The sequence below is a fragment of the Streptomyces sp. NPDC107528 genome (assembly GCF_055639295.1).
On the sequence record NZ_JBVKAV010000014.1, the window covers coordinates 37,671 to 50,471 of the forward strand.

At 66.9% G+C, this 12,801-nt stretch carries 12 protein-coding genes and 1 tRNA gene; 3 read left to right on the top strand and 10 right to left on the bottom strand.

Going from position 1 to position 12,801, the window contains the following annotated elements:
* Positions 1 to 2 precede the first annotated feature (2 nt).
* The 10 genes from rpoB to ACZ7L5_RS37245 form a co-directional block, all read right to left on the bottom strand.
* A complete protein-coding gene (gene rpoB, locus ACZ7L5_RS37200; protein WP_328879922.1) occupies positions 3 to 3,488 on the bottom strand; it encodes a DNA-directed RNA polymerase subunit beta in 3,486 nt (1,161 codons plus the stop codon).
* A gap of 605 nt (positions 3,489 to 4,093) precedes the next feature.
* Complete coding sequence (gene rplL, locus ACZ7L5_RS37205) at positions 4,094 to 4,480, bottom strand: 50S ribosomal protein L7/L12 (RefSeq protein WP_471522619.1); 387 nt, start codon at positions 4,478 to 4,480, stop codon at positions 4,094 to 4,096.
* A gap of 114 nt (positions 4,481 to 4,594) precedes the next feature.
* Complete coding sequence (gene rplJ, locus ACZ7L5_RS37210) at positions 4,595 to 5,125, bottom strand: 50S ribosomal protein L10 (protein ID WP_215119470.1); 531 nt, start codon at positions 5,123 to 5,125, stop codon at positions 4,595 to 4,597.
* Positions 5,126 to 5,417: 292 nt separating this feature from the next.
* Positions 5,418 to 6,284, bottom strand: coding sequence for an SCO4651 family lipoprotein (locus ACZ7L5_RS37215; protein WP_471522621.1), 867 nt, complete (start codon positions 6,282 to 6,284; stop codon positions 5,418 to 5,420).
* Between the two features lie 77 nt (positions 6,285 to 6,361).
* Positions 6,362 to 7,168 (bottom strand): SCO4651 family lipoprotein, encoded by an 807-nt coding sequence (locus ACZ7L5_RS37220; RefSeq protein ID WP_471522623.1) that lies wholly within the window; start codon positions 7,166 to 7,168, stop codon positions 6,362 to 6,364.
* A gap of 138 nt (positions 7,169 to 7,306) precedes the next feature.
* Positions 7,307 to 8,032: a 50S ribosomal protein L1 gene (gene rplA, locus ACZ7L5_RS37225; protein ID WP_328879925.1), complete on the bottom strand. Its 726-nt coding sequence runs from the start codon at positions 8,030 to 8,032 to the stop codon at positions 7,307 to 7,309.
* 78 nt (positions 8,033 to 8,110) lie between these two features.
* Complete coding sequence (rplK, locus tag ACZ7L5_RS37230; protein WP_028805116.1) at positions 8,111 to 8,545, bottom strand: 50S ribosomal protein L11; 435 nt, start codon at positions 8,543 to 8,545, stop codon at positions 8,111 to 8,113.
* Between the two features lie 192 nt (positions 8,546 to 8,737).
* On the bottom strand, positions 8,738 to 9,547 hold the full coding sequence (gene nusG / locus ACZ7L5_RS37235; protein WP_328424665.1) for a transcription termination/antitermination protein NusG: 810 nt from the start codon (positions 9,545 to 9,547) through the stop codon (positions 8,738 to 8,740).
* An 80-nt stretch (positions 9,548 to 9,627) separates the two neighbouring features.
* Positions 9,628 to 9,912 (bottom strand): preprotein translocase subunit SecE, encoded by a 285-nt coding sequence (gene secE, locus ACZ7L5_RS37240; RefSeq protein ID WP_328879926.1) that lies wholly within the window; start codon positions 9,910 to 9,912, stop codon positions 9,628 to 9,630.
* Between the two features lie 108 nt (positions 9,913 to 10,020).
* Positions 10,021 to 10,093, bottom strand: a tRNA-Trp gene (locus ACZ7L5_RS37245).
* Positions 10,094 to 10,163: 70 nt separating this feature from the next.
* On the opposite strand from ACZ7L5_RS37245, the gene ACZ7L5_RS37250 reads away from it, so the two are divergent.
* The 3 genes from ACZ7L5_RS37250 (at position 10,164) to ACZ7L5_RS37260 (ending at position 12,779) form a co-directional block, all read left to right on the top strand.
* Positions 10,164 to 10,334 carry a hypothetical protein gene (locus tag ACZ7L5_RS37250; RefSeq protein WP_328879927.1) on the top strand — a complete coding sequence of 57 codons (171 nt, stop codon included), beginning with the start codon at positions 10,164 to 10,166 and terminating at the stop codon, positions 10,332 to 10,334.
* Positions 10,335 to 10,378: 44 nt separating this feature from the next.
* Entirely contained in the window at positions 10,379 to 11,605 is a 1,227-nt protein-coding gene (locus ACZ7L5_RS37255) for a pyridoxal phosphate-dependent aminotransferase (RefSeq protein WP_406198545.1), read from the top strand.
* A 145-nt stretch (positions 11,606 to 11,750) separates the two neighbouring features.
* Positions 11,751 to 12,779 carry an adenosine deaminase gene (locus ACZ7L5_RS37260; protein WP_328879929.1) on the top strand — a complete coding sequence of 343 codons (1,029 nt, stop codon included), beginning with the start codon at positions 11,751 to 11,753 and terminating at the stop codon, positions 12,777 to 12,779.
* The last annotated feature ends 22 nt before the right edge of the window (positions 12,780 to 12,801 follow it).

Here is a 12,801-nt window from a genome sequence, read left to right on the forward strand (position 1 = left end):
CGTCAGACCTCTTCGACGCTGCTCGGCTCGCGCCGGGACAGGTCGATGCCGAGCTCCTCCGCAGCGCGGAAGACGTCCTCGTCGGTGTCACGCATCTCGATGGACATACCGTCGCTGGACAGCACCTCCACGTTCAGGCAGAGCGACTGCATCTCCTTGATGAGCACCTTGAAGGACTCGGGGATGCCGGGCTCGGGGATGTTCTCGCCCTTGACGATGGCCTCGTAGACCTTCACGCGGCCGGTGACGTCGTCGGACTTGATGGTCAGCAGCTCCTGGAGGGCGTACGCGGCGCCGTATGCCTCCAGCGCCCACACCTCCATCTCACCGAAGCGCTGGCCACCGAACTGGGCCTTACCACCCAGCGGCTGCTGGGTGATCATGCTGTACGGGCCGGTCGAACGGGCGTGGAGCTTGTCGTCGACCAGGTGGTGCAGCTTCAGGATGTACATGTAGCCGACCGAGATCGGCTCCGGGAACGGCTCACCAGAGCGGCCGTCGAACAGCGGGGCCTTACCGGTCGGGAGCACCATGCGCTCGCCGTCGCGGTTCGGGATCGTGTGCTCGAGCAGACCGGCGAGCTCGTCCTCACGCGCACCGTCGAAGACGGGGGTCGCGACGTTCGTGCCCGGCTGGACCGCGTCGGCGCCGATCGCCTGGAGGCGCTGCGCCCACTCCTCGCCGAGGCCGGAGACGTCCCAGCCGCGGCTGGCGAGCCAGCCGAGGTGGATCTCCAGGACCTGTCCCGGGTTCATTCGGGACGGCACACCGAGCGGGTTGAGGATGATGTCGACCGGGGTCCCGTCCTCGAGGAACGGCATGTCCTCGATGGGCAGGATCTTGGAGATGACACCCTTGTTGCCGTGGCGGCCGGCGAGCTTGTCACCGTCGGTGATCTTGCGCTTCTGCGCCACGTACACGCGCACAAGCTGGTTCACACCGGGGGGAAGCTCGTCGCCCTCCTCGCGGTCGAAGACGCGGACGCCGATGACCTTGCCGATCTCGCCGTGCGGCACCTTCAGCGAGGTGTCACGGACCTCACGGGCCTTCTCACCGAAGATCGCGCGCAGCAGGCGCTCCTCCGGGGTCAGCTCGGTCTCGCCCTTGGGCGTGACCTTGCCGACGAGGATGTCGCCGGCGACGACCTCGGCACCGATACGGATGATGCCGCGCTCGTCGAGGTCGGCGAGGACCTCCTCGGAGACGTTCGGGATGTCCCGGGTGATCTCCTCGGGGCCGAGCTTGGTGTCACGGGCGTCGACCTCGTGCTCCTCGATGTGGATCGAGGAGAGGACGTCGTCCTGCACGAGGCGCTGCGACAGGATGATCGCGTCCTCGTAGTTGTGACCCTCCCACGGCATGAACGCCACGAGCAGGTTCTTGCCCAGCGCCATCTCGCCGTTCTCGGTGGCCGGACCGTCGGCCAGGACCTGGCCCTCGATGATCCGGTCGCCCTCGTTGACGATGACCTTCTGGTTGACCGAGGTGCCCTGGTTGGAGCGGGCGAACTTGGCCAGGCGGTACGTGATGTACGTGCCGTCGTCGTTGGCGGTGGTGATGTAGTCCGCGGAGACCTCCTGGACCACACCCGCCTTCTCGGCCTTGACCACGTCGCCGGCGTCGACGGCGGAGCGGTACTCCATGCCGGTGCCGACGAGCGGCGACTCGCTCTTGATGAGCGGGACGGCCTGACGCATCATGTTCGCGCCCATGAGGGCACGGTTGGCGTCGTCGTGCTCGAGGAAGGGGATCATGGCGGTCGCGACCGACACCATCTGGCGCGGCGAGACGTCCATGTAGTCCACGTCGTCACCGGCGACGTAGTCGACCTCGCCGCCACGGCGGCGGACCAGGACGCGGTTCTCGGTGAACCGCATGTCGTCGTTGAGCGTGGCGTTGGCCTGCGCGATGACGAAGCGGTCCTCTTCGTCGGCCGTCAGGTAGTCGACCTCGTCGGTGACGACACCGTCGGTGACCCGGCGGTAGGGCGTCTCCACGAAGCCGAACGCGTTGACGCGGCCGTACGAGGCGAGCGAACCGATCAGACCGATGTTCGGGCCTTCGGGAGTCTCGATCGGGCACATACGGCCGTAGTGAGACGGGTGCACGTCACGGACCTCGAAGCCGGCCCGCTCACGGGAGAGACCACCCGGACCAAGAGCCGACAGACGGCGCTTGTGGGTGAGACCCGACAGCGGGTTGTTCTGGTCCATGAACTGCGACAGCTGGCTGGTGCCGAAGAACTCCTTGATGGAGGCGACGACCGGCCGGATGTTGATCAGGGTCTGCGGCGTGATCGCCTCGACGTCCTGAGTCGTCATGCGCTCACGGACGACGCGCTCCATACGAGCCAGACCCGTGCGGACCTGGTTCTGGATGAGCTCGCCGACGCTGCGCAGACGACGGTTGCCGAAGTGGTCGATGTCGTCGGTCTCGACAACGATCGTCTGGCCGTTGTCCGCGGCCGTCTCGGTCTCGCCGGCGTGCAGCTTCACCAGGTACTTGATCGTCGAGATGATGTCCTCGACGGTCAGGATGCCCGCGTCGAGCGGAGCCTCCGCACCCAGCTTCTTGTTGACCTTGTAACGGCCGACCTTGGCGAGGTCGTAGCGCTTCGGGTTGAAGTACAGGTTCTCCAGAAGCGTCTGCGCGGCCTCACGCGTGGGGGGCTCGCCCGGACGCAGCTTGCGGTAGATGTCGAGCAGCGCGTCGTCCTGGCCCTGGGTGTGGTCCTTCTCCAGGGTGGCGCGCATGGACTCGTACTCGCCGAACTCCTCGAGGATCTGCTCGGTGGTCCAACCGAGAGCCTTGAGCAGAACGGTCACAGACTGCTTGCGCTTGCGGTCGATGCGGACACCGACCATGTCGCGCTTGTCGATCTCCATCTCCAGCCAGGCGCCCCGGGACGGGATGATCTTGGCCGAGAAGATGTCCTTGTCGGACGTCTTGTCGATGGAGGAGTCGAAGTAGACGCCGGGCGAGCGGACTAGCTGGGACACCACGACACGCTCGGTGCCGTTGATGACGAAGGTGCCCTTGTGGGTCATGAGCGGGAAGTCGCCCATGAAGACCGTCTGGGACTTGATCTCGCCGGTCTCGTTGTTGGTGAACTCAGCCGTCACGAAGAGCGGAGCGGCGTACGTGAAGTCGCGCTCCTTGCACTCGTCGATGCTGTTCTTCGGCGGCTCGAAACGGTGGTCGCGGAACGTCAGCGACATCGACCCGGAGAAGTCCTCGATCGGGGAGATCTCCTCGAAGATCTCCTCCAGACCGGACTTCGTGGGGACGTCCTGACCGGACTCCAGAGCCGCCTCGACCCGACTCTGCCAGGCGGTGTTGCCGAGCAGCCAGTCGAAGCTCTCGGTCTGCAGCGCGAGCAGGTTGGGAACCTCGAGGGGCTCCTTGATCTTTGCAAAGGAGATGCGCAGCGGGGCGGTGCTGGCGCCGTTGTTCGTATTCGCGGTCGAGGCAGTGCGCGAGGCGGCCAAGAGGGGGTCCTTCCGAGGGCTCGGACTCACTACGCGCGTACCGGCCCCTCACAGGGACACAGAGACAGGGGTTTCCTTCTCCGACCAAAGAATGGCCAGGTCAGGGAGGTCCGGTCATCGGTGCTCAAGCGAGGGCATGCCCCTGGTGACGGGCAGGGGACAGCTAACAGGCAGCGCAAAGGGTCAGTGTAGCCACTTGGCACACTGATGTCCAGTGCGGGTTTTTCGCGACCCTCGTTGTTCTCAACGCCCTCGTTCTCAACGCCCTCGGCATGCTCGCCCTCAACGCACGTTGATACTGCCCTCTTCGCCGCCGATCCATGCCTCGGATTCGGATCCTTGTGACGACGCGTCCTGAGAATTGCGCGCTGCGTGCGGTTCGTCAAGGCCCCCATGCCCGACGCGGGCGCGCCCAGGGACACGACGAAGATCACCATACCCCTCGCCGTAGCGGGCACAAGGCAACCGTGGCCGCGCCCCCAGGAACGCCGAAGAGCGACCACCCGAATGGATGATCGCTCTTCGGTGCGACTGCGTTACAGCCCCGGAGGGCTGTATTTCAGCAAGCGCGAAGGTCGTGGTCGACCAGCAGGACCGGGAAGGTCTTACTTGACCTCGACGGAGGCGCCGGCGCCCTTGAGGGACTCGGCGGCCTTCTCGGCGGCGTCCTTGGCGACCTTCTCGAGAACGGGCTTCGGGGCGCCGTCCACGAGGTCCTTGGCCTCCTTCAGACCCAGGGAGGTCAGCTCACGCACGACCTTGATGACCTGGATCTTCTTGTCGCCGGCGCCGGTGAGGATGACGTCGAACTCGTCCTTCTCCTCGACGGCCTCGGCGGCGGCGCCACCAGCGGCACCGGCGACGACGACCGGCGCGGCAGCGGCGGCGGTGACGTCGAACTTCTCCTCGAACGCCTTCACGAACTCGGAGAGCTCGATGAGGGTCATCTCCTCGAACTGCGCGAGCAGGTCTTCCTGGCTGAGCTTCGCCATGATGGCGGTCCTTCCACTAAATCGGCAGGTGCCGGATGTACTGGGTGTGGCGGGCGTACGTCGGCCCGCTGTGGCCTCCGCGTTCAGGCTGCGGGGGCCAGTGTGCGAGCCGAGTTACTCGGCACCGCCCTGCTCGTCCTGCTTGGCACGGAGCGCGTCCACGGTGCGGACGAGCTTCGACGGCAGCGCCTGGAAGACGGAGGCAGCCTGAGACTGCTTGCCCTTCATGGCACCGGCCAGCTTGGAGAGCAGAACCTCGCGGGACTCGAGGTCCGCAAGCTTCTTGATGTCGTCGGCGGACAGCGCCTTGCCGTCAAGGACACCGCCCTTGATGACGAGGTTGGGGTTGTCCTTGGCGAAGTCGCGGAGACCCTTCGCCGCCTCGACCGGGTCACCGGTCACGAAGGCGACGGCCGACGAACCCGTGAAGAGGTCGTCGATCGTGTTGATCCCGGCCTCATTGGCCGCAATCTTGGTCAGCGTGTTCTTCGCCACACGGTAGTTAGCGTTCTCACCGAGTGAACGACGCAGCTGCTGGAGCTGCGCCACGGTGAGACCGGTGTACGCGGTAACGACGGCGCCGTTGGAGTTGCGGAACTTGTCCCGCATCTCCTCGACGGCATCGACCTTGTCTGGCCTCGCCATGAGCCTCGGCCTCCTTCCGGGTGATTCGGACCGCGCGGACCCGAAGGAGGACTGGGGAAAACGAAACGCCCCGGCGCAGGCGCACGGGGCGGACTCGACCGGTGGCACATACGGTGGACGTACGCACTCCGGGAGTTCTTCCACAGTCACCTGCGCGGGTCGTCCGCAGTTTTCAGCGGATCCTTCGGCCACCGCACCCTCTCGCGAGCGCACGGCAACGACCAGCGGTCTTTGGCTTCTGTAGGAGAGTACGGGACGGAATCGCCGTCAGGCAAATCGGCCCCTACCGTGCTCAGCTCCCCTTCTTTTTCAGGGGCTTGCGCAGGTCCGCGGTGTCGTCGGCTCGTGGTGCCCGAACCGTCACCGCCTTGCCGTGGTCGAGGAAGGTAAAGGTGAAGGTGAGGTCGAGCGTGCCATGACGCCCGAAGCCCTGCGTGCGAAGCCGCTTGATGCGGTCGTCGCCGTCGAGCCACACATCCAGGGTGAGCTCGTCCACGCCCAACTTCTCGTACTGGTCGAGGCTGTTCCGGCGCCCCTCCCGGGCCGTCTTGTCCTTCACCTCGTCCAGGGAGGCTCGGAGCTCGTCGACGGCGGCGGTCCCCGCGTAGTGCGTGGTCTCGGCGCCGTCGACCTTCTCGGAGCCGATCCGCTGCACGTCCTCGGCGCCTGCCAGGAAGGCGGCCTCCCGGGCCGGGTTGCGGCTGACCTGGTCACGTAGACCGCCGACGTCCATGCGCAGGCCACCGTGCGTGGTGAATTTGGCATTCGGGCCGTAGCTGATCCAGTGCCGGCCGCCCATCTCCTCGACCATGTCGCCGGTCGCGCTCCCGTACAACACCCCGTCGACCAACCTCAGTTCGGACTCCCCCTGCTGATCGCCGCTCAGATTGGCCGTCCGGAGCCGCGCCGCGACCGGCTGCGTCGTACGGACGGTCGCCTCATCCGCTATTCGCCCTCGCTCGGGAAACCGACCGGTGACCCGATAGCTGAGGGACGTCACGTCCTCGGTCTTCTCCACGGCCCGCGCGACCGCGTCGCCGGCCGATGCGTCCGCGGACGACTCCGCGCCGACTCCTGTGCCACAGCCGGCAAGCACCAGCGCGGCAAGGCCGATGCCCACCACCCGTGGCGGCACGAAGGCGCGCACGCCAAGCCGCATTGACTCCCGCATTGGTTCCCCCCAGGAACGGTCGTTCAGAATTCAGAACTCATGAGTCAGGGCTCACGAGTCAGCAGTCAGCGGCGTTCGGAGCCCTTCAGCAGCTCCTTGAGGTCCGCTGTGTCCCCCGCCGCAGGTCTCTCGACCTTGGTGTTCACCCCGTAGTCGCTGTAGTACGCGGTCTGGGTCAGCGCTCCCGTGGCCGTCCGGCCCTTCTCGACCTTCTTGACCAGCAGGTCCCGGTCGTCGACCCATATGTCGACGGTCTGCTGGGCGGCACCTTCCCCCTGCACCGTGCCGGAGTAGTGCCTGGTGCGCTCGCCCCTCACCGTCTCCTCGCCGACCTTGCGTGCATCGGTGGAGGACAGCAGCAGCTTCACCGACGTATGCGGCGCGGTCCCCCGCATCTGGTCCGCGAGAGCGGCTCCGGAGGTGCCGGCGAGGTCGTCCAGGTCGTCGTAGGGGTACTTGATCCAGTGCTTGCCGTCGGTCTTCTCGGCGAACGCGTCGCCCATGCGCGCGTAGTAGGCGTCGGGGAGGTAGCGAGCCTCCATCGACGTGGTGCCGAGGCGGCGCATCGTCTCGGCCGTCGTGCCGCCGGTGTAGGTGATCGTCAGGGTGCCGGTGAGGCCGTCGCTCCAGGCGAGGGTGCCGTCGGCCTTCATCGACAGCGTCGAGCCCATGGTGGTCGTGGACCTGACGCGGGCGGACTCGGCCTGGCCGGTGGACCGCTCGACGGTGCGCAGGGCTGCCGTCACGGCGCGAGCGGGCGCAGTGGGATCCGCCTCGCCGGGGTCGTCGGAGGACGTACAGGCGGCCAGGGCCGTCAGCGCGGTCGGCAGCACGACCCACAACGCCGACCGGCGCGCCCTCGTGCTCGTCATTCGTCCCCCCTGTGCGAATCCCGTGAATGCACGTTAACCCAGGGCACTGACAAACAGGGGAGACAAACGGGAAGACAGGGACGGGCCCCGCACCCGGGAAGGGTGCGGGGCCCGTTTCGAGCCTAGTGAGCCGTTGGCTCAGACCGCGGCCGGGTCCTCCTCGACGAGGAGGTTGCGGGTGCGGTTCGGGTCGACCGGAACGCCGGGGCCCATCGTGGTGGTGATGGCGGCCTTCTTGATGTAGCGACCCTTGGCGGCGGACGGCTTCAGACGAAGGATCTCGTCCAGCGCGGCGCCGTAGTTCTCCACCAGCTTGGTGTCGTCGAAGGACGCCTTGCCGATGATGAAGTGCAGGTTCGAGTGCTTGTCGACGCGGAACTCGATCTTGCCGCCCTTGATCTCGGTCACGGCCTTGGCCACGTCCGGGGTCACGGTGCCGGTCTTCGGGTTCGGCATCAGACCACGCGGGCCGAGGACACGGCCGAGGCGGCCGACCTTGCCCATGAGGTCCGGGGTGGCGACGACGGCGTCGAAGTCCAGGCGGCCCTTCGAGACCTCGTCGATCAGCTCGTCGGAGCCGACGATGTCGGCGCCCGCGGCACGCGCGGCCTCGGCACGGTCACCGGTCGCGAAGACCAGGACCCGGGCGGTCTTACCGGTGCCGTGCGGAAGGTTCACGGTGCCACGGACCATCTGGTCGGCCTTGCGCGGGTCGACACCCAGACGGAAGGCGACCTCGACGGTGCCGTCGAACTTGGTCGCGGACGTCTCCTTGGCGAGACGGACGGCCTCGAGCGGGGCGTAGAGCTTGTCCCGGTCGATCTTGGCGTCCGCAGCGCGGAGAGTCTTGCTGCGCTTGCTCACTACTGCTCCTGGGTTTCTTAGGAGTTGTGGTCCGGGCCGAGCAGGCCCTGCCACTCACTTCTGCTGGGAAGGTTGGGCTCAGCCCTCGACCGTGATGCCCATGGAACGGGCGGTGCCGGCGATGATCTTCGCGGCGGCGTCCAGGTCGTTGGCGTTGAGGTCGGGCATCTTGGTGGTGGCGATCTCGCGGACCTGCGCCTCGGTGATCTTGGCGACCTTGGTCTTGTGCGGCTCGCCGGAGCCCTTCTCAACACCCGCAGCCTTGAGGATCATCTTGGCGGCCGGCGGAGTCTTGGTGATGAAGGTGAAGGAGCGGTCCTCGTAGACCGTGATCTCCACCGGGATGACCCAACCGCGCTGCGACTCGGTCGCGGCGTTGTAGGCCTTGCAGAACTCCATGATGTTGACGCCGTGCTGGCCCAGCGCGGGGCCGACCGGCGGGGCCGGGTTGGCGGCACCGGCCTGGATCTGGAGCTTGATGAGCCCCGTGACCTTCTTCTTCTTGGGAGGCATGTGCTCTCTCTCCGGGTCTTAGTGAGAGTGTTCAGCCATCCAGTCCGGATCATCCGGATGGAGGCATACCGCACAACGATAACGGGTATCTATGCGCGGCCAAAAACCGAGCAGGTCAGAGCGGCTACGAGAGCCGATCTGACCTGCTCGGAAGCGGTGTGTCCAGAAGGAACCGGAGCAGCCCGGAAAGGGCTAGTTCTTCTGGATCTGGTCGAAGCTGAGCTCGACCGGGGTCTCACGGCCGAAGATCTCGACGAGGCCCTTGACCTTCTTCGAGTCGGCGTTGATCTCGTTGATCGTGGCCTGCAGCGTGGCGAACGGACCGTCGGTGACGGTGACCGAGTCGCCGACCTCGAAGTCCAGCACCTGGACCTCGACCTTGCGCTGCGGAGCGGGCTTGCCCTCGGCCTCTGCGGCCTCGCGGGCGGCCTTCTCCTCGGCCTCCGGGGCGAGCATCTTGACGATCTCGTCCAGGGTCAGCGGGTACGGGTCGTAGGCGTTGCCCACGAAGCCGGTGACGCCGGGGGTGTTGCGGACGACGCCCCAGGACTCGTTCGTCAGGTCCATACGGACGAGGACGTAGCCCGGCAGCTTGTTCTGCTTGATCGTCTTGCGGTCGCCGTTCTTGATCTGGACGACCTCTTCCTGCGGCACCTCGGCCGCGAAGATGTAGTCCTCGACGTTCAGCGAGACGGCGCGCTGCTCCAGGTTGGTCTTCACGCGGTTCTCGTAGCCGGCGTAGGTGTGGATCACGTACCACTCACCGGGCAGCGTGCGAAGCTCCTCGCGCAGGGCGGCGACGGGGTCGACGGGCTCGGCCTCCTCCTCGGGGGCCTCTTCCTCGTCCTCGACGTGCAGCGCGGCTTCCTCGGCGGGCTCGCCCGCCTCGGCATCGGCAGCCTCGACCTCGTCCAGGTCCTCGTCCGCGCCCTCGACGATGTCGAGCTCGTCTTCCACGGACTCGTCCGGCTCGACGGCGTCGTTCAGGTTCTGGTCAGACACGGTGGCTGCTTCTTCCTGGATACATAGGGGTGGAACATGCGAAAGGGGCGCCGGTAACCACGGCGCCCTTCGCTCTTGGCTCAGCCGAAGACGTACTTGGCTGCGTTGTCGAGCCCATAGTCAATCACGGTCACCAGACCGATCATGATGACGACGAAGATGATCACCACAGTGGTGTACGTCGTCAGCTGGTTACGCGTCGGCCAGACAACCTTGCGGAGCTCCGCGACAATCTGGCGGTAGAAGAGCGCGAGTCGCTTCAGCGGGCCCTTCTTGGCGCGCTTGCCACCCTTACGGTTCTTCTTGGACTCCGGCGCCTCGTCCTGGGCATCAGGCATGTCGATGGAGCCCACGGCGTCCGTCACTCGTCCTCACCTGATTCCGGGTCGTGGCCGTGCCGCGCCCGGTCTGGACCGCACGGCGGTGCATTGCTGTACGTACATGCGCACACATCCTGGCGAAGGAGTGTGTAGCAGGGCCGGAGGGACTTGAACCCCCAACCGCTGGTTTTGGAGACCAGTGCTCTACCAATTGAGCTACGACCCTTTGTGTCTGCCCACCAACGTACCGCATCCGGACGGGTGCTCGGTGTACACCCTGCGACTGCGGACCGCTGATGGCCAACGAGGTGAGAGTGTACGTGGTCCTGGGCGCGCCGTCGAACAGAAAGTGCCCGTGGGGGGCTTGGTCGGCGAAAGATCGGCCGAAGATCATCGGCCGCAAGACACAAGATCCGCTGGCCGTGGCCACGATCCGCACGGTTGTTCAACTGATGTTCAGTCCGTGAAACCCCTGTGCCGGGCGAGTTTCCTGTCTGAAACGATGGGACCCATGAGCCCTGCAACCCCTCCCACCGAGCGCCGGGTCTCCGCCCGAGTCGGCGCGATCTCCGAGTCCGCCACCCTCGCCGTGGACGCCAAGGCCAAGGCCCTCAAGGCCGCCGGGCGTCCGGTGATCGGTTTCGGCGCCGGTGAGCCCGACTTCCCGACCCCGGACTACATCGTCGAGGCCGCCATCGAGGCGTGCAAGAACCCGAAGTACCACCGCTACACCCCGGCCGGCGGTCTGCCCGAGCTGAAGGCCGCGATCGCCGCCAAGACGCTGCGCGACTCCGGCTACGAGCCCGACGTGTCGCAGATCCTGATCACCAACGGCGGCAAGCAGGCCATCTACGAGGCCTTCGCCGCGATCCTCGACCCGGGCGACGAGGTCATCGTCCCGGCCCCGTACTGGACGACGTACCCGGAGTCGATCCGTCTTGCGGGCGGAGTCCCGGTCGAGGTCGTCGCCGACGAGACGACCGGCTACCGCGTCTCCGTGGAGCAGTTGGAGGCCGCTCGTACGGAGAAGACGAAGGTCGTCCTCTTCGTGTCGCCGTCCAACCCGACGGGCGCGGTCTACAGCGAGGCCGAGACCGAGGCCATCGGCCGCTGGGCCGTCGAGCACGGCCTGTGGGTGCTGACGGACGAGATCTACGAGCACCTGGTCTACGGCGACGCGGTGTCCGTGTCGCTGCCCGCGGTCCTGCCGGAGCTGCGCGACAAGTGCATCGTGGTCAACGGTGTCGCCAAGACGTACGCCATGACGGGCTGGCGGGTGGGTTGGATCATCGGCCCGAAGGACGTGGTGAAGGCCGCGACCAACCTCCAGTCGCACGCCACGTCGAACGTCTCGAACGTCGCCCAGGTCGCTGCTCTGGCCGCGGTGTCCGGTGACCTGGACGCGGTCGCGAAGATGCGTGAGGCCTTCGACCGCCGCCGCAAGACGATCGTGCGCATGCTCAACGAGATCGACGGCGTGCTCTGCCCGGAGCCCGAGGGCGCCTTCTACGCCTACCCGTCGGTCAAGGCCCTGCTCGGCAAGGAGATCCGTGGCAAGCGCCCGCAGGACTCGGTCGAGCTGGCCGCGCTGATCCTGGAGGAGGCCGAGGTCGCGGTGGTTCCGGGCGAGGCCTTCGGCACGCCGGGCTATCTGCGGCTGTCGTACGCGCTCGGCGACGAGGACCTCGTCGAGGGCGTGAGCCGCATCCAGAAGCTGCTGGCGGAGGCCAGGGACTGACGTCCGCCTTCCGTTTCTCAGGGGTCACCTCCGGTTTTCCGGGGGTGACCCCTTTTTCCTTGGGTGACTCATTTGTTTGTGCGAGCAAGACCACTAACGGGGAAACCGCTACCGGGAGGGCGGACACGTACGGCAGGATCCTGGAATGGAGCGTGTACGTGATGTCTCTGAACTGCCGAAAGCCCATCTGCACCTGCACTTCACCGGCTCGATGCGGCCGGCGACCCTGCTGGAACTGGCCGACAAGTACGGCGTGCGGCTGCCCGAGGCGCTGACCGACGCGCTGACGCGTGGCGAGTCGCCGAAACTGCGGGCGACGGACGAGCGGGGCTGGTTCCGCTTCCAGCGCCTGTACGACGCCGCGCGCTCGTGCCTGCGGCAGCCGGAGGACATCCAGCGGCTGGTCAGAGAGGCTGCGGAGGAGGACGTCAGGGACGGTTCCGGCTGGCTGGAGATCCAGGTCGACCCGACCTCGTACGCACCCCGGCTGGGCGGTCTGATCTCAGCGCTGGAGATCATCCTGGACGCGGTCGAGACGGCGACGCGCGACACGGGGATCGGAATGCGTGTCCTGGTCGCCGCGAACCGGATGAAGCACCCCCTGGATGCCCGCACGCTGGCGCGGCTCGCTGTGCGGTACGCCGACCGGGGCGTCGTCGGCTTCGGGTTGTCGAACGACGAGCGCCGGGGCATGGCTCGGGACTTCGACCGTGCCTTCCACATCGCCCGTGAGGGCGGCCTGCTGTCGGCCCCGCACGGCGGCGAGCTGACCGGCCCGTCCTCGGTCCGTGACTGCCTGGACGACCTGGACGCGAACCGGATCGGCCACGGGGTGCGCGCCGCCGAGGACCCACGGCTGCTGAAGCGCCTCGCCGACAGGGGCGTGACATGCGAGGTCTGCCCCGCGTCGAACGTCGCCCTCGGCGTCTACGAGAAGCCGGAGGACGTCCCGCTGCGGACCCTGTACGAGGCCGGCGTCCCGATGGCCCTGGGCGCCGACGACCCTCTCCTCTTCGGCTCGCGTCTCGCCGCCCAGTACGACATCGCCCGCCACCACCACGCCTTCACCGACGAAGAACTGGCGGAACTGGCGCGGCAGTCGGTGCGGGGGTCGGCGGCGCCGGACGAGGTGAAGGCGAAGCTGTTGGCCGGCGTGGACGACTGGCTCGCCTAGGCCGCTCGTCCCGTGCCCGGCG